This is a genomic window from Halopseudomonas sp. L-58 (assembly GCF_056859475.1).
The window spans coordinates 24,074-42,794 of the sequence record NZ_JBSXON010000071.1; the positions used below are offsets into that span (position 1 = coordinate 24,074).

General features: G+C 61.7%; 16 protein-coding genes and 1 tRNA gene. 5 read left to right on the forward strand and 12 right to left on the reverse strand.

Annotated features, from left to right (window positions below):
• Positions 1–250 precede the first annotated feature (250 nt).
• From purM to AC13EY_RS12940, 3 genes are read left to right on the forward strand one after another with little or no spacing between them, the layout of a single operon-like run.
• Entirely contained in the window at positions 251–1,315 is a 1,065-nt protein-coding gene (gene purM / locus AC13EY_RS12930) for a phosphoribosylformylglycinamidine cyclo-ligase (RefSeq protein ID WP_233049240.1), read from the forward strand.
• Positions 1,316–1,319: 4 nt separating this feature from the next.
• A complete protein-coding gene (gene purN / locus AC13EY_RS12935) occupies positions 1,320–1,979 on the forward strand; it encodes a phosphoribosylglycinamide formyltransferase (RefSeq protein ID WP_228247348.1) in 660 nt (219 codons plus the stop codon).
• An 11-nt stretch (positions 1,980–1,990) separates the two neighbouring features.
• Positions 1,991–2,758, forward strand: a complete 768-nt coding sequence (locus tag AC13EY_RS12940) for a DUF3108 domain-containing protein (RefSeq protein ID WP_482877488.1) — start codon at positions 1,991–1,993, stop codon at positions 2,756–2,758.
• 214 nt (positions 2,759–2,972) lie between these two features.
• On the opposite strand, the gene AC13EY_RS12945 is transcribed toward AC13EY_RS12940, so the two are convergent.
• The 12 genes from AC13EY_RS12945 to AC13EY_RS13000 all read right to left on the reverse strand — a co-directional run bounded on the left by AC13EY_RS12945 (position 2,973) and on the right by AC13EY_RS13000 (position 16,638).
• On the reverse strand, positions 2,973–4,196 hold the full coding sequence (locus AC13EY_RS12945; RefSeq protein WP_088275591.1) for a 3-hydroxyacyl-CoA dehydrogenase: 1,224 nt from the start codon (positions 4,194–4,196) through the stop codon (positions 2,973–2,975).
• 173 nt (positions 4,197–4,369) lie between these two features.
• Positions 4,370–5,707, reverse strand: coding sequence for a tetratricopeptide repeat protein (locus AC13EY_RS12950; protein ID WP_285677976.1), 1,338 nt, complete (start codon positions 5,705–5,707; stop codon positions 4,370–4,372).
• Between the two features lie 111 nt (positions 5,708–5,818).
• The gene (locus tag AC13EY_RS12955; RefSeq protein ID WP_088275595.1) at positions 5,819–6,292 is read right to left on the reverse strand and encodes a winged helix-turn-helix transcriptional regulator; all 474 of its coding nucleotides are present in this window, start codon (positions 6,290–6,292) and stop codon (positions 5,819–5,821) included.
• 52 nt (positions 6,293–6,344) lie between these two features.
• Positions 6,345–7,316, reverse strand: a complete 972-nt coding sequence (locus AC13EY_RS12960) for an NAD(P)H-dependent flavin oxidoreductase (protein WP_088275597.1) — start codon at positions 7,314–7,316, stop codon at positions 6,345–6,347.
• A gap of 164 nt (positions 7,317–7,480) precedes the next feature.
• On the reverse strand, positions 7,481–8,182 hold the full coding sequence (locus tag AC13EY_RS12965; RefSeq protein ID WP_482877303.1) for a hypothetical protein: 702 nt from the start codon (positions 8,180–8,182) through the stop codon (positions 7,481–7,483).
• A gap of 131 nt (positions 8,183–8,313) precedes the next feature.
• On the reverse strand, positions 8,314–9,540 hold the full coding sequence (locus AC13EY_RS12970) for an alanine racemase (RefSeq protein ID WP_482877304.1): 1,227 nt from the start codon (positions 9,538–9,540) through the stop codon (positions 8,314–8,316).
• A complete protein-coding gene (locus AC13EY_RS12975) occupies positions 9,537–10,829 on the reverse strand; it encodes a D-arabinono-1,4-lactone oxidase (protein ID WP_482877306.1) in 1,293 nt (430 codons plus the stop codon). Before AC13EY_RS12975 ends, AC13EY_RS12970 begins: the two co-directional genes overlap by 4 nt.
• 235 nt (positions 10,830–11,064) lie before the next feature.
• On the reverse strand, positions 11,065–11,967 hold the full coding sequence (gene arcC, locus AC13EY_RS12980) for a carbamate kinase (RefSeq protein WP_482877308.1): 903 nt from the start codon (positions 11,965–11,967) through the stop codon (positions 11,065–11,067).
• 1 nt (position 11,968) lies between these two features.
• Positions 11,969–12,970, reverse strand: coding sequence for an ornithine carbamoyltransferase (gene argF / locus AC13EY_RS12985; protein ID WP_482877310.1), 1,002 nt, complete (start codon positions 12,968–12,970; stop codon positions 11,969–11,971).
• A gap of 22 nt (positions 12,971–12,992) precedes the next feature.
• The gene (locus AC13EY_RS12990; protein ID WP_228247341.1) at positions 12,993–14,222 is read right to left on the reverse strand and encodes an arginine deiminase; all 1,230 of its coding nucleotides are present in this window, start codon (positions 14,220–14,222) and stop codon (positions 12,993–12,995) included.
• Between the two features lie 31 nt (positions 14,223–14,253).
• The gene (locus AC13EY_RS12995; RefSeq protein ID WP_285677982.1) at positions 14,254–15,702 is read right to left on the reverse strand and encodes a YfcC family protein; all 1,449 of its coding nucleotides are present in this window, start codon (positions 15,700–15,702) and stop codon (positions 14,254–14,256) included.
• An 845-nt stretch (positions 15,703–16,547) separates the two neighbouring features.
• A tRNA-Ser gene (locus tag AC13EY_RS13000) sits at positions 16,548–16,638 on the reverse strand.
• Between the two features lie 203 nt (positions 16,639–16,841).
• Between AC13EY_RS13000 and AC13EY_RS13005 the strand changes: the two genes are divergently transcribed.
• Together AC13EY_RS13005 and AC13EY_RS13010 are read left to right on the forward strand one after the other, a co-directional pair.
• Positions 16,842–17,534 (forward strand): crotonase/enoyl-CoA hydratase family protein, encoded by a 693-nt coding sequence (locus AC13EY_RS13005; RefSeq protein ID WP_233049207.1) that lies wholly within the window; start codon positions 16,842–16,844, stop codon positions 17,532–17,534.
• A 78-nt stretch (positions 17,535–17,612) separates the two neighbouring features.
• Positions 17,613–18,680, forward strand: coding sequence for a metal-dependent hydrolase (locus AC13EY_RS13010; RefSeq protein ID WP_228247338.1), 1,068 nt, complete (start codon positions 17,613–17,615; stop codon positions 18,678–18,680).
• Positions 18,681–18,721: the final 41 nt, after the last annotated feature.

The following is an 18,721-nucleotide window of genomic DNA, read 5'->3' on the forward strand; positions in this document are numbered from 1 at the left end:
GCTGGGCGTTCTCACAGCCATGACGCTGCGAAGGTTTTGACCCGCTACATTAAACAAGCCTTGCAGGCGCGGCAACCGGCTTGCCGCAGGCCAGCGCCGCGCAAGGCACGCAGCACGTCGGCAGACCGCGTTCGGCATGGCTCTGCCGGGCATGACTTGGTAGACTATGCCGCTATTCGAAAGCGCCTGCCCGCACAGCAACCAAGGCGTGTCGAGACCTATCCTTTTTTTCACAGTTCGAGATCCGCTCATGAGCAGCCAGACGCCTTCCAAACCCTCGATCAGCTACAAAGACGCCGGTGTGGACATCGCCGCCGGTAACGCCCTGGTCGACCGTATCAAGCACGTTGCCAAGCGCACCGCGCGTCCGGAAGTAATGGGCGGCCTGGGTGGTTTCGGCGCCCTGTGTGAAATTCCCGAAGGCTACCGCCAGCCGGTACTGGTTTCCGGCACAGACGGCGTCGGCACCAAGCTGCGTCTGGCCATGGACCTGAACATGCATGACCGGATCGGCATCGACCTGGTTGCCATGTGCGTCAATGACCTGGTGGTCTGTGGCGCCGAGCCGCTGTTCTTCCTCGACTACTACGCCACCGGCAAGTTGAACGTGGACGTTGCCGCCCAGGTTGTAACCGGCATCGGCGCCGGCTGCGAACTCGCCGGCTGTGCTCTGGTTGGCGGCGAAACCGCCGAGATGCCCGGCATGTACGAAGGCGAAGACTACGATCTGGCCGGTTTCTGCGTTGGTGTGGTCGAAAAGGCCGACATCATCGACGGCAGCAAGGTCATCGACGGCGACACCCTGATCGCCCTGCCGTCTTCCGGCCCGCACTCCAACGGTTACTCGCTGATCCGCAAGATCATCGAAGTCGCCGGTATCGACATCCACAGCACCCAGCTCGACGGCAAGCCACTGAGCGAACTGCTGATGGCGCCGACCCGCATCTACGTCAAGGCCCTGCTGCAACTGATCAAGCAGACTGGCGCCGTGAAAGCCATGGCCCACATCACCGGTGGTGGCCTGCTGGAGAACATTCCGCGCGTTCTGCCGGAAGGCTCGCAAGCAATCATTGATCTGGCCAGCTGGCAGCGTCCGGCCGTGTTCAACTGGCTGCAGGAGCAGGGCAATGTTGACGAAACCGAAATGCACCGCGTGCTGAACTGCGGCGTGGGCATGGTCATCTGTGTGGCTGCGGAACAGGCCCAAGCCGCTCTGCAAAGCCTGCGCGACGCTGGCGAGCAGCCCTGGGTGATTGGCCGTATCGCCAGTGGCGCGGACGGCGCCGAAGCGGTTGTTCTGCAGCACGGCAACTAATAGCGTGCGCAGCCGTATTGTTGTCCTGATCTCCGGGTCAGGCACCAACCTGCAGGCACTGATCGACGATCTCGCCGGCGCCGACGCGCCAGCCGAGATCGTCGCAGTCATTTCCAACAAGGCCGAGGCCTTTGGACTGGTACGCGCCAGCAACGCCGGTATCCAGACCCGTGCCCTCGACCACCGCGAGTTTGCCGATCGGGCAGCCTTTGATCGGGCGCTGATCGCTGAAATTGACGCCTTTCAGCCGGATCTGGTGCTGCTCGCCGGCTTCATGCGCATTCTCACTGCCGACTTTGTGACACATTACCGTGGCAGGCTGCTCAACATTCACCCCTCGCTACTGCCCCGCCACAAGGGCCTGCAGACCCATCAGCGGGCACTGGATGCGGGTGATGAAGAGCACGGGGCCAGTATTCATTTCGTCACCGAAGAACTTGATGGCGGTCCGGTAGTCATACAGGGACGCGTAACCGTTCATCCTGACGACGATGCCGCCAGTCTGGCGTCCCGCGTACAGGTAAAGGAACACGCTTTGTACCCGCTCGCGGCGCGCTGGTTTGCAACCGGGCGCCTGCGCCTGGAAGGGGATCAGGCATGCCTCGATGGCACGCCCATTCCGCCCAGCGGGTTAAGACTGGAAGACATCGAATCCGGCAGATGAGAAAAGACCAGATGCATGCCAACACGACTATTAAAAAGATAGCGCACAATCGATTCATCAAGCCCCTCGCGGCCCTGCTCCTCGGCTTGAGTGCCAGTGCCGCCGGCGCTATCGAGCTGCAGCCGTTCAGCGCCAGCTACGCCGCCGACATGAAAAACATTCCGGTCAACGGCGAAGCCATTCACAGCCTGCAAGCCAATGATGACGGCAGCTGGAACCTGTCTTTCAGTGCCAGCATGTTTGTTGCCCGGCTGACCGAGCAAAGCACGCTGCGGGTAGCCGACGACCGGATTCAACCACTGACGTATCACTACGAGCGTCGCGGCCTGGGCCGGGGCAAGGAAATCCTGCAGCACTTCGACTGGCCCCAGGCGCAGGTGACCGGCACCTACAAGGGTGAATCGTTCAGCCTGCCAACCGAACCCGGCCTGCTTGACAAGACTACCTACCAGCTTGCGCTGCAGGCGGATCTGGCCGCCGGCAAGACAGACATGACCTACCGCGTAGTCGACGGCGATGAAGTGGAAGAATACGCGTTCCGAGTGGTTGGCGAAGAACGGGTCACCACCAAAGCCGGACAGTTTGATGCGGTAGAGGTTGAACGGGTACGCGAGCCCGACGCCCGCCGCGAAACCACTCTGTGGTTTGCCAAGGACTGGAACTACCTGCTGGTGCGCCTGAGCCAGATCGAAACCGACGGCCAGCACTATCAGATCATGCTCAAGGAAGCGACCGTCAACGGCCAGACCGTGACCGGCATACCGGTGAGCCACAAGTAACAAGGCGACGCCTGATCGGCGGACACCTGTGTTGGCCTGATGCCGCTCTGATGGACACGCCTTCGGCTTAGTCCACCCTACGCTAGGGCGCCAGCCCGCAGGGCGAACCAAGCGCAGCGTGTCCGCCGTTGTCCCGCCAGCCCGCTCGACCTCTGTGAAAAATCAAAAAAAACCGCGACAGCGCAAGCTGCCGCGGTTTTTTTAATCAGCTCGATCAGGCCTTGGTGAAGCGACCACCAGCTTCGGCCAGCTTGACCAGACCGGCAGCGGGCTTCCAGAACTCGCCACGCTCGGCTTCCAGCGCGCGGATTTCGGCCAGCACCTTGTCCAGACCCAGGCTGTCGGCGTACGCCATCGGACCTACGCGGTCAGCCGGGAAGCCGTAACCAAAGCGGTAAACGCGGTCGATGTCTTCAGCGGATTCGGCGAAGCCTTCGTCCAGAATGCGCGCACCTTCGTTGACCAGCGCCAGGATGCAACGGGTCACGATTTCCTCGGCGGATACGTCACGGGCGGTGTAGCCGGCTTCTTCAGCCACTTCACGGGCCATCATGTCGGTTTCCGGATCGTGGATCGCCTGACGGCTGCCTGCTTCGTACTTGTAGAAGCCGTGGCCGCTCTTCTGACCGAAACGCTCCATTTCACACAGCTTGTTGTCCAGCCACACGATCGGCTCGCCGCGACCGATGCCAGCCAGCTGACGGGAACGCCAGCCCAGGTCAACACCCACAACGTCGTACATGCGGTAGGGGCCCATCGCCATGCCGAAGCCCTGCAGCGCCTGGTCGACTTCCCACGGGGTGGAACCTTCCAGTACCACTTCGCGGGACTGGCGGGAGTATTTTTCCAGCATGCGGTTGCCGATAAAGCCGTGGCAGTTGCCGGCCAGGACTGCTTCCTTGCCGATCTTCTTGCCAACAGCCAGGCAGGCGTCCATCACGTCCTGGGCAGTAGCCTTGCCACGAACGACTTCCAGCAGCTTCATGATGTGCGCCGGGCTGAAGAAGTGCAGACCCAGAACCTGGGTCGGACGCTGGGTCGCGGACGCGATTTCGTCGATATCCAGATAGGAGGTGTTGGTGGCCAGAATCGCGGACGGCTTAACCGCCTTGTCCAGCTCGGCGAAGATCTTCTTCTTCAGATCCATGTTTTCATAGACGGCTTCAACAACTAGGTCCATGTCGGCCAGATCTGCGTAGTCCTGGGTGGTGCTGATACGGGCAACACGCGCCTGCGCTTCGGCATCGTCAAAACGCTCCTGGGCAACCGAGCGCTTGTAGACCGCGGCGATCTCGACCAGGCCCTTCTCCAGCATCTCGCCATTGACGTCCAGCCAGGTGACCGGGTAACCGGCGTTGACGAAGTTCATCACGATGCCGCGACCCATGGTGCCAGCGCCGATAACGCCAACTTTCTTGATATCTTCAAACGCAGCCATGTCAGCTACCTCCGGATAATGTGAGCAAGATGAAGTGCAAAGACTGTTCGGTGTGCAAAGGCGGCCCACCGGCCGTTCTGCGGGGACCGATACAGTACGCAAATTGCGTCCGGATTGGACCCCCGCCAAACTGATAAAACTTATTCACGGCATGAATAAGACAACGATAGTGCTCAGAGTGAGGGCAGCGCCTCACCGACCGTCCATTCGGCGGCAGCACGCCGGGCCGTCTTGAGCTGGCTGGCGCTCAGTTCATCGGCCATCACGTCACGCGCCTCGCGCGCTCCCTCAAGCCCCTGCCCGGCACTGAGCGCAAACAGCATGTAGGCCATCGCATTGTTGGTAGGAATTCCCTCGCCGTTCATATACATGATGGCCAGATTGAACATGGCGCTTGCCTCGCCCTGACTGGCGGCAGCGGTGTACCACCTGATGGCCTGCGCATTGTCTTCCGGGGTGCCTTCACCCTCGTCGTACATGATCGCCAGATTGTACTGGGCATTACGCTCACCCTGCTCGGCGGCAGCGGTGTACCACCTGATAGCTGCCTGATTGTCCTCGGCGGTGCCTTCCCCTTCGTCGTACATCAGCGCCAGGTTGTACTGGGCCTTGGCATGCCCCTGCTCGGCGGCGAAGGTATACCAGTTGATGGCCTCGGCATCGTCCACCTTGGTGCCTTCACCCTCGTCGTACATCAGCGCCAGGTTGTACTGAGCATCCTTGTGCCCCTGTTCGGCGGCCTTGCGGTACCACCCGATAGCACGCCGATCATCCACCGGCACGCCTTCGCCCTCGTCGTACATGATCGCCAGGTTGTATTGCGCGGCGGCGTCGCCTTGCTCGGCGGCGGCGGTGTACCAGCGAATGGCCTCGCGGTCATCCAGCGGCACGCCCTCGCCAAGGTCGTACAGCAGCGCCAGATTGTACTGGGCATCGGCGTGACCCTGCTGCGCCGCCATCAGGTAATACTCGGCGGCCTTGCTGTCATTGACCGGCACACCTTCACCTTCGTCGTACATGAGTGCCAGATTGTATTGCGCGTCGGCGTGGCCCTGCTCTGCCGCGCGCAGGTACCACTCAATGGCGGCGAGGTCATCCACCGGCACACCCTCGCCCTCGTCGTACATCAGCGCCAGGTTGAACTGGGCAGCCGCGTTACCCTGCTCGGCGGCCAGGGTGTAGTACTCGATGGCCTTGAGGTCATCCAGCTCGACGCCCTCACCCATGTCGTACATGTAGGCTACGGAGAACTGGGCCTCGGCATCACCCTGGGCTGCAGCTTCGCTGTAGAGTTCGAAGGCCTTGGCATAATCCTGCTCGACGCCTTCACCATCGTAGTAACGCTGCGCCAGTTCCCGCTGGGCTTGGGCATCACCGTTGAGAGCCTGATTGATCCACTGGGTGATCTGCGTGCGCAGGTCGCCTTTCTTGTCGTACTCGGTTACCGCCTGCAACGGCGCAGACAGCAAGGCACCGGTCAGACCCAGCGCAAGCAGTGAGGTAGCTTTCATTGATTAACCATCCCTGTGACTGTGAGGTGGCCGCGCAGCACGCGGAGCTTTGGCAAATGATACCCAAGTAAACGCCGATGCCCACCCCGAACAGGCGAAATCGTGCGCCAGTCAGGCCTCGCCGACCAACTGACGCACATAGTCATCAGCGCCGGGCCCGGCCTGCACTTCGACCTCCCAGGCCTTGAGCGGGCGATTATCGGCCGATAATACCTCCGCTCCCCGAATGGGCTGACCGCTCGCCTTTTCCAGCAGCAACATGCGGTCACCCTTGCCGTTAGGGCGCCACTTCTCACCCCACTGCATCAGGCCAATAATGATCGGATAGAGGTCCATGCCAGCGGGCGTCAGACGGTACTCGAACGAGCGCCCGTCAGCCGCCGATGGCACTTTCTGCAGCACGCCCGCCTCGGTGAGCTTTTTCAACCGGGCGCTGAGTACGCTGCTGGAGATGTCCAGCTGGCGCTGGAAAGCATCGAAGGTACGCATGCCATGAAAGGCATTGCGCAGAATAAGCAGCGACCACCACTCGCCGATGATCTCGGCGGTTTTCACAACACTGCAGTCGATGTGGGTGGTCGGCATAGCAACGTCCTGACAGGGACGCCGCCCGGCACCATGCCAGGCGGCAATCCGATTACAGCATCGACACCAGACGGGCGCGAATGATGTCTTCGGCCTGCTTCATGATGCGTTCGATCAGGTCTTCACAGCTCGGAATGTCATGAATCAGACCGGCAACCATACCGCAGGACCAGGCGCCCAGATCCATTTCACCGTTCTGCATGATGCGCGGATAGACACCGGCAACTTCATCGATGATATCGGCGAAGGTCAGCTTGTCGCCCAGTGCCTTCTCTTTCTCGACGATACGCTCAACAGCCGCGTTGTTGAGAACGCGCTCGGTGTTGCGCAGCGGGCGCATGACCAGACGGGTATCCAGCTCGGAAGCGGCGACGATGGCCTGCTTGACGTTCTCGTGAACCGGCGCTTCCTTGGTGGCGATGAAACGTGTACCCATGTTCATGCCTTCAGCGCCCAGCGCCATGGCCGAAACCAGCGAGCGGCCGTCAGCCATACCGCCGGAAGCAACAAACGGGATTTCCAGCTCGTCGGCAGCGCGCGGCAGCAGGATCATATTCGGGATATCGTCTTCACCCGGGTGGCCGCCACACTCGAAGCCGTCAACCGAGACCGCGTCGCAGCCGATGGACTGGGCTTTGAGCGAATGGCGAACCGAGGTGCACTTGTGGATGACCTTGATGCCGGCGTCTTTCAGCAGCGGCATGTATTCCTGCGGGCTGCGGCCTGCGGTTTCAACGATCTTGACGCCGCCCTTGACGATGGCATCGATGTAGCCCGGGTAGTCCGGCGCATTGACGGTCGGCAGGAAGGTCAGGTTAACGGCGAACGGCTTGCTGGTCAGTTCCCGGCATTTGGCGATTTCGTTGGCCAGATCTGCCGGGGTCTTCTGGGTCAGACCAGTAATGGTACCCAGACCGCCAGCGTTGGAAACGGCAGCCGCCAGTTCGGCAAAACCAACCCAGTGCATGCCGCCCTGGAGGATCGGGTGCTGAATGCCGAACAGTTCTGTAATACGTGTTTTCACTTTATTCTCGCCTCTTGCTGGGACATGACGGGTCGGTCGCGCCGACCAGTGATTTAGCTTCGGATCCAGAAGCTAAATCCTTCACCAGCAAAAAGCAAGGCACCTCCTGCCCAACGGCAGACCTGAAATATCAGCCAACAAACCGGGTGAATAAAGCACCGCGATTACAGACCGAACCAGCTATGGGCATGGCAGTACATGCGCTGCCGCTCCCCTGCCACCCGGTTGCCGTTACCGCAACGCTCCCCCAGCCAGGCCTTCGCGCCCTTGCGACAGGTGCGGTAGTCAATCGAGCCGCGGCGATAGTTGCTGCAGAAGCTGGCCGTATCGATCAGGCTGTTGCGATAGCTGTAGGCGGTTTGCCAGCGGCTGCGCCGACCACGGGCATCCTCCCAGTAGAAGGTGGCAGTCCCCGTGCCGTTCAGACCACGCTGACGCGGCTGTTCAATGCGTCGCGGCTGTGATTGCGCATACTGGCGAACATGACTCGACTCCATCACATTCACCAGCGGCCGGGGCACATAGTTGTCGTCATTGAAGGACGTCTGGCGCCCGCCGGGTGCCTCGGCCCGGACGACCGGGGCAACCTGCTGCCCCGCAGCGGTCTGCGAGTCTGCCAGCGGCGGCGTCTCGGCGGGGGCCTGTTTGGCAGGAGCCTCCTCGGGAGTATGAGTTACCGACACCTGCGCAGGCACCAGCGAAAGCGCGGCGACAAGCTGGTCACGCGCAGCGGGCAGCCAGTCCGGGCGGCCAACATGCACCAGCAACAATACCACCCCAATCCACAACAGCCGGCTCGCCACCCGGCCAATCGACGCGCCCGCCCCGCCCGAACGACGCGGACGATCCTCCTGATCTGCTCGCATGCAACGCTCCCTGTTCTCTCACTGCTCATCCCGAGCCGGCCTGTTTACCGTTTATTCATGCTAGCGCCCGAGTACAGTGCTGCAGGCACCAGCCATCGCAGACGTGATCCAGCGCAAACATGCGGTGCCAATCAGCCATTAAACACCGGCCAGCGCTCGACGATCCGCCCGCCGCGCACCGCCAGCAGATCCCCAAATTGCAACAGTACCGCTTCGCTCTGGCGAGGTCGCAGGAATACCAGCTCATCAAGCTGCGGCGCCGCAGTGGTGGGTGCCAGCAACAACTGCTGATTGGAGCTGCTGCCATAAAGTGCACTCGGCGCCAGACCGCCAGGCGAGACCGGGTCGGCCAGCCAGTTGCCACCGTAGACAAACATCGCCTCGCGGCCCCGACCAGACATACGAGACAGCAGCCGGGGCAAACGACCAAGCCCGGGCAGGCTCAGCGAAGGCGCACGTTTGAGCACCGGCGTAGCGATAAACAGCGCCGGCAAGTGATCGGCCAGACTCGGCAGATCAAAATGCGCAGGCTTGAGCAGCCCGCTGCCGAGCGCCAGCTCGTTGCTGAGCTGCTCCTGATCGTGCAGTCGATAGGTAGGACTGCCCGCGGTGTTCAACGTCAGCGGCGGCTGTCCGCCCGCTGCCAACGCCCGAGCCCAGAGGGCCGGCGCCTCCCGCTGCACCTGCTCCACCCGCGCCTGATAGGTCGCCATCGCCTGCGCCAGCAACCGGGCCGGCGATCCGAACAGGCGCGGCACCATCGCCACATGCGGCTCGTAACCCATAAAACCGGTAAAGGCCAGGTGCTGCGGGTACTGTTCGATCGTCCGCAAAATCTCACCCAACATCCTTGCACCGACCTCCCCCTCGGGAATGCCGCCGCGATGCAGGCCCACATCCAGCTCGAGATTCACGTTCAGACGAATCCCGCGCCGCTGCGCCAGCGCCAGATACTGCTGCAGCCGCTCAGGCGCATCGATCAACCATTGCAGTTGCCGCTGCGGATCAAACCCACCCTGATGCAGCTGATAGAAACGTTCGGCCAGCGCCGCCGGCAGCGGCTTGCCAAGCAGGATGTCGGCATCCGGCCAGTGCTGCGCGTCGAGATTGAGAAAGGGTTGGTGAAACGACATTAACCGCCGGGTACCCGCTCGCCGGGCAATATAATCAAGCAGTTGGAACGACGGCAGCGACTTTTCCACCAGCCGCAACGCCTTGCCGGCCTGCGCGGCAAAGGCCACCGCCTGATCAATGTTGTGATCCAGCCGATCCAGATCGACGATCAGCCGCGGCAGCAGCTCACCCTCCGCCTGCAGCGCAGCCTGAAGCCTGCTGAAATAGGCATCATGCGTACTCATGGCAGCACCAGCAGCTTGCGCAAATGGGCGTTGAGCATACGACCTTGCGGGTCCAGACGCTCACGGACTCGCCTCGCGTCATCCCAACGCGGATACAGCTCGGCCAGTCGCACCGCATCCAGCGAATGCAGCTTGCCCCAGTGGGGACGCCCGCCGTACTTCCAGAAAATCGGCTCCACCAGGTTGAACAGTGGGCGGTAATCCGTGCAGACATGCTGGTGAATCGAGATGGACGCGCTGTCACGCCCGTAGAACGGCGAGAGCCAGGCCTCATCTGCCGCCACCGTGCGGTACTCCAGCGGAAACAACGTACGCAAGGATGAACGCTTGACCGTCGCCAGCACCTCTTCCACGCATTCCAGTCCGCGTGCCAACGGCAGCTCGTATTCCATTTCATTAAAGCGCGACGCCCGCGGGCTGGGGAAAATCTGGTAGGAGCGCCCGACTCGGCGCACCTCCGAGTGCAGCGCGGTCAACAGCCGCTGCATCAACGCATCTGCGCCTGCCACGCCATGGGCAATCCGTGAGGTGATATCGAGCACCCTGTCGACGGGCAGATTGAAACGGGGCTTTGCAGTCGGCGGCTCGGTTGACTCGTTCAGCACCTTCACAACAGCCCTGTCGGTGCGGAAAAACGCCCAAAACTCGGCGTGGCGGTTATCCTGCGCAAGCCCCTCAAAACAGCTCAGCACCTCAGTCAGCGGCAGCAGGTACTCACGCTCGGCCAGGTGATAACTGGAGCGGTTTTGCAGAGTAATCCGGGTGATCACGCCCAGCGCACCAAGCGAGGTTGCCCCCGCCTGCAGAATGTCCGCATTGTGCGAGGAGTCAGCGTCGATCACCTCACCGCTCGGCGTCACCAGCCGCAATCCACGCACCAGTGCAGAGAACGACCCCAGGCCCAACCCGGTACCGTGGGTAGAGGTGCCGCACGCCCCTGCCAACGACTGCGCATCAATATCGCCCTGATTGATCAGCCCCTGCCCGAGCGGCCAGAGCAAAGAGCCCAATTCATGCAACGGCGTGCCCGCCATCGCGGTGGCGGTCAGACGTTCAGCGTTGTGGGAGACCAGCCCGTTCAGATGCTCAAGGGAAACCAGATTCCCTGCCGTTTTGCACAGCGCACTGAACGAATGCCCCGCCCCGGTCACCCGAACCTCACCGCTCGAGCTCTGCAACAGCGCAACCAGCTGGTCCTCGCTGCCCGGACGCCACCAGCGCCCGGGCATCGCACGCTGCGACCCTGACCAGTTGCGCCATTCACCCTGCGAACTCACAACCGCCGCCATACCCACTCCTTGTCATTGGACCCGGATCAATCCGGGGGCGCGGTACACTGCCGCGCCAAGCTGATCATTACCCGAGATGGCAACGGGAACAAGGTTGGAAATCAGGACAGAAGCGTCGGTGAAGGTGGCTGACCTGATGCGCTGCAAAGGGGCGGCGAAGGGCAAACAGCACACAACGAACAGCGGCCTTGGCGCTAACCGACGCCTTCACTGCAGCGATGCGACGACAGGCTCGTCAGCCGATCCGCGTCCCGGCGCTGCCACGCAGAATGCCGGACGCATCCTCCAGCCGGCCGATGGCGGCGATCTTGCCGGTGCCGGCAAACTGCGCGGCAGCCTTTGCCTTCGGCAACATCGAGCCCGCCGGCAGGTTGATGCCGTCGAGGTCAGCTACGCTCAGCGCACTCACCCGCCGGGCCTGCGGAGTACCGAAATCGCGATAGATCGCATCAACATCGGTCAGCAAAAGCAGCGCATCGGCGTCTATCTGCTCTGCAAGCAAGGCACTGGCCGCGTCCTTGTCAATCACCGCCTCCACGCCAACAAGGCTGCCGTCGGGCCGGCGCACCACCGGAATACCACCGCCGCCCGCACAGATGACAATCACCTCGTTGCGCAGCAGGATTTTCAGCACCGACAGGTCGGGAATCTCAAGCGGCGCCGGCGACGGCACCACGCGGCGCCACTTGTCACCATCCTGCGCAATCGACCAGTTGGCAGCCGCCGCCCTGCGCTCGGCCTCGGCTTTGTCGTATACCGGCCCGACAAACTTGGTAGGCTTTTGAAATGCCGGGTCAGCCAGATCCACCACCACCTGGGTCAGCAGCGTCGCGACCGGCTTCTGATGGTCGATGGCATTTTCCAGCTCCTGCTCGATCATGTAGCCGATCATGCCTTCGGTCTCGGCGCCCAGCACATCCAGCGGGTCGGCACCATCGGGGCGGTAGGCTGCGCCCTGCAGGGCCAGCAGGCCAACCTGCGGCCCATTGCCATGGGTAATCACCAGTTGATGCCCCTCACTGACCAGTTCCGCCAGCGCGGCAGCAGCCGTGCTCACATTGGCCCGCTGAGTTTCGGCAGTCATGGCCTCCCCGCGCTTGAGCAGGGCATTGCCACCCAGGGCGACGACGATCAGCATGCTAGCCTCCGAGGGTGGCGACCAGAACCGCCTTGATGGTGTGCATGCGGTTTTCCGCCTGATCGAACACGATGGATGCCGGGCTCTCGAACACCTCCTCTGTCACCTCCATGCAATCGAGGCCGAATTCGCGCTGGATTTCAGCCCCGACAGTGGTTTCCGCGTTGTGAAAGGCAGGCAGACAATGCATAAAGCAGGCGCGCGGATTACCGGTCTTCTCCATCACCTCGCGGGTGACCTGATAGGGCTTGAGCAGCTTGATACGCTCTGCCCACTTCTCCTTGGCTTCGCCCATGGAGACCCAGACATCGGTATAGACAAAATCCACACCCCGCACCGCCTCGTCCACGCTTTCGGTCAGGGTCACCCGCGCGCCTGTCTGCTCCGCTATCTCCCGGGCCTCACGCTGAATGCTCTCCTCCGGCCAGCAGGCACGCGGGGCGCAGAGACGCACATCCATCCCCATCTTGGCGCCACCGATCAGCAGGCTGTCGCCCATGTTGTTGCCCGCGTCACCGAGAAAGGCATAGGCAACCTGATGCAACGGCTTGTCGACATGCTCCTGCATGGTCAGAAAGTCAGCCAGAATCTGGGTCGGGTGAAACTCGTCAGTCAGCCCGTTATACACCGGCACGCCGGCATAGGCGGCCAGCGTCTCCACCACCTCCTGACCAAAACCCCGGTATTCGATGGCGTCGTAGACTCGACCGAGCACGCGCGCGGTGTCCTTGACCGTTTCCTTGTGGCCGATATGGTTCCCGGACGGCCCAAGGTAGGTCACTCTGGCGCCCTGATCGTAGGCGGCCACTTCAAAACCGACACGGGTTCGGGTGGAGCTTTTCTCGAAAATAAGCGCAATATCCTTGCCCTGCAGAACCGGGCGTTCGGTGCCGGCGTACTTTGCCGCCTTGAGGTCGGCCGCCAGTTTGAGCAGAAAGGCGATTTCTTTCGGCGTGTAGTCGCGCAGCGTCAGAAAGCTGCGATTTTTCAGATTGAATGCCATGGTCTGTGGTCTCCTGTCCTGTTCAAACCGGGTCGCGCGCCGTTGGGCAGCTCATGCAGTGGCCGCCACCCCGACCGCGCCCCAGTTCGGCCCCCGGAATCTCCAGCACCTCGATGCCGGCTGCCTTCAGTTCGGCGTTGGTATCGTCATTGCGGTCATAGGCGATGACCACGCCGGGGCGAAGCGCCACCACGTTATTGCCATCGTTCCATTGCTCACGGGCTCGCTCCTCCTCGGTGTCACCACCGGTGGGCACGACATGCAGCTTGCTGAAGCCAAGCACCTCGGCCACGATCTCGAAGATCGGACGCGGATCCATACGAAAATCCAGCGCCCCCAGGGCGTCTCCCGGGCGAATGTCGTAACACACCAGCTCATCCGCCACTTCTTTGAAGGTGGTCACCACGTCGCCGCCGCACAGGGTAAACACGGTATCCAGGTGCATGGCCGAGCGGGATTTGGGGATGCGAAACGCCAGCACCCGCTCGACCACCTCCCCGGCAAACAGGGCCTGCGCCAGCTGGCCGACGGCCTGGGGCGAGGAACGCTCCCCCATTCCGACCAACACAGTCTTGTTGCCAACCGGCATGATATCGCCCCCTTCGAGGGTCGCCAGCCCGTGATCGACCGTCGGGTCGCCCCAGTGAATCTTGGTACGACCGGCAAAGTTCGGGTGGAACTTGTAAATCGCCGTATTCAGCAGCGTCTCAGGGCGGCGGGCATTCCAGAACATCGGGTTGACCACCACGCCGTCGTAGATCCAGGCGCTGTTGTCCCGGGTAAAGAGCGCATTCGGCAGTGGCGGCAACACAAATCCGTGATGGCCGATGTAACTGCCGAACAGCCCCGCAGGCTCAAAGGGCAGCTCCTCAACGGTCAGGCCGCCAAGCAGATGCCTGGCCAGCAGCTCACTCGGAATCTCTGTCATCCAGCTGACCAGTTCGGATTTTGCGCCTACCCCGACCTGATCCGCCGTAATCCGGTGGTCGAGTACCCAGCTGCGCGCCTCGGCGTTATCGAGGGTTTCGGCCAGCAGGGTGTTGACGTCCAGCACCTCCACGCCCTCGTCGCGCATCAGCTGGGTAAATACATCGTGATCCTTCTGCGCCTGCTTCACCCAAAAGACGTCATCAAACAGCAACTCCTGGCAATTGCCGGGGGTCAGACGCCGATGCGCCAGCCCCGGCCGGCAAACAACCACCTGACGCAACCGCCCTGTTTCGGAGTGAACGCCCAGCTCTTGAACAGACATATCCTTTCTCCCTATTGCATTGGCCAAACGCTCACAGCAGAACGGAAATACTCAGAACGGCAGTGATGAACAGCACCAGAATAACCAGCAGCGGCCAGACGAAAGCCAGCCAGCGGTCGTAGGACACCCGGCCGATGGCCAGCCCGCCAACCACCACCGCAAAGGTCGGGTTGATGAAGTTCACCAGACCGTTGGCCGACTGATAGGCAGTGACCACAAGGTCACGTCCGACCCCGGCGAAATCAGCCAGAGGGGCGAGAATCGGCATGGAGAGCACAGCCAGCCCCGAAGATGACGGCACCAGAAAACTCATCGCCGCCTCGATCCAGAACATCAGATTGATAAAGGCCAAGCCGCCCATGCCGTCCAGCGCCTGTGCTGCGCTGTGCAGCATGGTGTCTGCGATCAGGCCGTTTTCCATGATCACCACAATCCCGCGCGCCAACCCGACAACCAGTGCCACACCCAGCAACTCTCTGGCACCGTCGACAAAGTGACTGGTCAGACCCTTCTCGCCCAGACGTGCAATCACGCCGATCACGATTGCAGACCCGAGGAACAGCGCGCCCATCTGCGCCATCCACCAGCCCTGGGATGAAACGCCCCAGATCATCACCGCGAAGGTCAGTGCAAACAGCACCAGCACCACCGACTGAATGCCGGTCAGGTGATCACTATGCTCCTCAGCCGCCTGACGCTTGAGGAAAAAGGCCTTGTGCTCCTCAAGCTGCTTGGCCACCGCCGACCTGGACGGGTCCTGTTTAACGCGATGGGCATACACCATCACGTAGGCGATGCAGATCACCAGCCCGCCCAGCAGAATCACAAACCGGGGAATAATCCCGTCAGTAAACGGAATACCCGCCGCATTGGCCGCAATCACCGTCGCGAAGGGGTTGATTGTCGAGCCAAGCACACCAATGCCGGCCCCGATCAGAATGATCGCCACACCGGTAACCGAGTCATACCCCGCCGCCATCATCACGGGTATCAGCAAAGCATAGAACGCCAGCGTCTCCTCAGCCATGCCATAGGTCGTGCCACCGATGGCAAACAGGCTCATGAGTATCGGAATCATCCAGATCTCGTGACCCTTCAGATGCACCATCGCCGACCGGATGCCCGTATCAATGGCACCCGTGGCGTTCACCACACCGAGAAAGCCGCCCAGAAACAGCACGAACAGCGCCACATCAATCGCGTTGGCCGCATAACTGTCCGGATCATAGAAACCCGCGCCGGGCGCCAGCATCACCTCGACGATGCCCTGCGGATTCGGCTCAACTTCATGGTAAGTCCCGGCAACCGCCACCTCGCGTCCCACCGCCTCGTTCATCTCGCGGTCAAACTTGCCCGCCGGCATGATCCAGGTGAGACCGGCCATCAGAATGATCAGCAGGAACAGAATCGAATACGCAGTAGGGAAGCGGGAGGCCATATCCTGGCCCTTGCCTTTCTCACGATCAGGTGCGCTGTCCATTGGACACCTCCAGAGGAATGAAGCCTTATCCGTGTTCACCCCTGCAAAGACGCACAGGCAAGGGCAACTCCATCTACAAAACCTGTGAAACAGTCAGCCATCTGCATGGCGATGTGCTTGAACGTATCACCACCAAGACAAACCTTAGTTGATACAAATCATTTCGTGAGGAGTATTACAAATCCGGAGTTACAGGACATGCAGCGGTTTATGGCGCTCCGAGGCTCGGGAGTGGGAGCGGCAGCAGCGGGACGGGACGGAAAACAACATATTGATGCAGACATGCGTGCACTGCGACTCGCAACGCACTCGATGCAACGAAATCTGCGTTGACTGGATTGATTACCGAGTATGCAGGCGGGAATTTCGGCGCTGCGGAGGATGGCGGGTTTGAGATTGCTCGCCTCGCCTGTCAGGTGGTACCGGCGAACAAGCTGAGCTCTCAGGGTTCTAGGTCGTTGCTTGGCTGGCTGAGACAGATGGATTATTCAGCGCTTTGCGCCTCGCCCTCGGCTGAACCAGCCTCGGGCCGTCGTCGCTGCGCTCCGACGTTCCTGCGCCAGCGGTGCTGGCTCCGGTCGAACCGTGAGGGTTCTCGTCCGTCTGTTCACCGCACAAACGAAAAAGCCCCAGCTTGCGCCAAGGTCCTTCGTTGTCTGGTAGGGGGGGATTACTCGGCGCTTTGCGCCTCGCCCTCGGCTGAACCAGCCTCGGGCCGTCGTCGCTGCGCTCCGACGTTCCTGCGCCAGCGTTGCTGGCTCCGGTCGAACCGTGAGGGTTCTCGTCCGTCTGTTCACCGCACAAACGAAAAAGCCCCAGCTTGCGCTGGGGCTTTTTCGTTTGTCTGGCGGAGAGAGAGGGATTCGAACCCTCGATACGCTATTAACGTATACACACTTTCCAGGCGTGCTCCTTCAGCCACTCGGACACCTCTCCGGATCTCGGCGTGCGGGTTACCCTGCTACCGAGGCGCGCTAATGTATCGAAACGCGGGCGCTTTGGCAAACCCTTTTTCCATTGTTTTCAACCACTCGTGACTCCGGCTTTGGCGGACTCGCCAGTCATGAATTAGTTGGTAAACTGCCTGCTTTAATGCTGCGGCGCTGATGCCGTATGACTTTCTATGTGAGGACTTTCTGATGAGCGAGCTGGTCTCCTATCGTTTCGCTGACGGCGTTGCCCACCTGAGCCTGGATAATGGCAAGGTCAACGCCCTGTCGCCCGACATGATCGCTGCGATTAACGCTGCGCTGGATCAGGCGGAAAAGGACCGCGCCGTGGTGGTGCTGAGCGGCAAGCCGGGCATTTTCTCCGGCGGCTACGATCTGAAAGTCATGACCTCTGGCCCGGATGCGGCCAAGGCGCTGGTGGCGTCCGGTTCAACCCTGTCACGCCGCATGCTGTCTCACCCCTTCCCGATTGTTGCCGTGTGCACCGGCCACGCAATTGCCAAGGGCGCGTTCCTGCTGCTGTCGTCCGATTACCGACTGGGCGTTGAGGGTCCGTTCAAGATTGGCCTGAACGAAACCGCCATCGGCATGACCATGCACCACGCCGGCATCGAACTGGCGCGTGCCCGCCTGACGCCAGCCGCCTTTGGCCGTGCGGTGATCAACGCCGAAATGTTCAGCCCGGAAGAAGCCGTCATTGCCGGCTTCCTCGACAAGGTGGTCGCGGCCGAGGAGCTGGAAGCGGCAGCCATGGCCAAGGCCCGGGAGCTGGCTGCGCTGAATATGACTGCCTTCCGCCAGACCAAGGTCAAGAGCCGCAAGGCCTACCTGGAATTGCTGGATCAGTGCATCGAGCTGGATCGTCAGCACGACCTGAGCTGAAAAATCGGGAAACGTGACAGGACTGCGCGGGGCAACGAGATGCAGTAGGCTGTGCATCTCACCCTGCGGAGTCTTTCCATGGATTCAGTTACCCAGATCGTTCTCGGCGCCTCGATCCAGGGCGCAATGCTCGGCCGCTGGCAGGGCCGCAAGGCGCTGATCTACGGCGCAGCACTGGGTACGGTGCCCGATCTGGACGTGCTGATCGACTACGGCGATGCGGTCGCCGACATGACCTACCATCGCGGGTTCAGCCACTCCCTGTTCGTGCTGGCAACACTCGCCGCGCTGCTCACCTGGCTGATACGCAAACGCTGGCCGGACGCGGGCTACAGCAGCGGCAGGCTGTTCGCCACCCTGGCTTTGGTGCTCTGCACCCATCCGCTACTCGACAGTTTCACCACCTACGGTACCCAGCTGTTCTGGCCGCTGCCGATGCCGCCGGTGGCGATTTCCAGTATTTTCATCATTGACCCGCTCTACACCCTGCCCTTGCTGCTGGCGATGCTGGCAGGGCTGGTGATCGGGCTGGGCCGCAGCGGCCTGCGCTGGCAATACGCCGGGCTGCTGCTCAGTTCGTTGTATCTCGGCAGCACGCTGATCGGCAAGCAGATGGCCGACCATCACCTGCAAGCCGCACTGGCACAGCAGGGTATCCAGCCCCAGGCGACCTTCAGTACGCCGACCCCATTCAACACCCTGCTCTGGCGGGTTATGGCGGTCGACGGCGACAACTACTACGAAGGGCTGGTCGGCTGGCTGGACCATGAACCGCTGACCCTGATCAAGCTGCCGACCCGCGCCAGCGAGGCCCGACAGGCACTGCTCGAATCACCGCAGGACCAGCGTCTGCGCTGGTTTACCGGTGACCGCCTGCGCTACGACCTGATTGACGGGCAGTGGGTGGCGACCGATCTGCGCCTTGGCATGAGTGGCTACCATCCGTTCCGCTTTGCCCTGGCCACCGTGGACCCCGCCACCGGCGAGACTGCGTTGATCAGCGAGGTGGAGCAATGGCCGCAGCGGCGACCGGATGCGGCGGCGCTGCGCCTGATGGCAGAGCGGGCACTGGACGCCAGAACGCCGCTGTCGATTGCGGAGTTGTCGCGCTCACTCACCGAACCGGCACCCCATCAGCAACGGTGATGGCCGCACTGGCTGTCCGCTGGGGCGCTGAGTTTGCGATA

Coding starts and splice junctions, on each gene's coding strand:
- AC13EY_RS12940 (WP_482877488.1), top strand. CDS start 1,991: ATGCATGCCAACACGACTATTAAAAAGATAGCGCACAATCGATTCATC.
- purM (WP_233049240.1), top strand. CDS start 251: ATGAGCAGCCAGACGCCTTCCAAACCCTCGATCAGCTACAAAGACGCC.
- AC13EY_RS12945 (WP_088275591.1), bottom strand. CDS start 4,196: ATGGCTGCGTTTGAAGATATCAAGAAAGTTGGCGTTATCGGCGCTGGC.
- arcC (WP_482877308.1), bottom strand. CDS start 11,967: ATGCTGATCGTCGTCGCCCTGGGTGGCAATGCCCTGCTCAAGCGCGGG.
- AC13EY_RS12965 (WP_482877303.1), bottom strand. CDS start 8,182: ATGCGAGCAGATCAGGAGGATCGTCCGCGTCGTTCGGGCGGGGCGGGC.
- AC13EY_RS12975 (WP_482877306.1), bottom strand. CDS start 10,829: ATGGCGGCGGTTGTGAGTTCGCAGGGTGAATGGCGCAACTGGTCAGGG.
- AC13EY_RS12950 (WP_285677976.1), bottom strand. CDS start 5,707: ATGAAAGCTACCTCACTGCTTGCGCTGGGTCTGACCGGTGCCTTGCTG.
- AC13EY_RS12970 (WP_482877304.1), bottom strand. CDS start 9,540: ATGAGTACGCATGATGCCTATTTCAGCAGGCTTCAGGCTGCGCTGCAG.
- AC13EY_RS12955 (WP_088275595.1), bottom strand. CDS start 6,292: ATGCCGACCACCCACATCGACTGCAGTGTTGTGAAAACCGCCGAGATC.
- AC13EY_RS12990 (WP_228247341.1), bottom strand. CDS start 14,222: ATGTCTGTTCAAGAGCTGGGCGTTCACTCCGAAACAGGGCGGTTGCGT.
- argF (WP_482877310.1), bottom strand. CDS start 12,970: ATGGCATTCAATCTGAAAAATCGCAGCTTTCTGACGCTGCGCGACTAC.
- AC13EY_RS13010 (WP_228247338.1), top strand. CDS start 17,613: ATGGATTCAGTTACCCAGATCGTTCTCGGCGCCTCGATCCAGGGCGCA.
- AC13EY_RS13005 (WP_233049207.1), top strand. CDS start 16,842: ATGAGCGAGCTGGTCTCCTATCGTTTCGCTGACGGCGTTGCCCACCTG.
- AC13EY_RS12995 (WP_285677982.1), bottom strand. CDS start 15,702: ATGGACAGCGCACCTGATCGTGAGAAAGGCAAGGGCCAGGATATGGCC.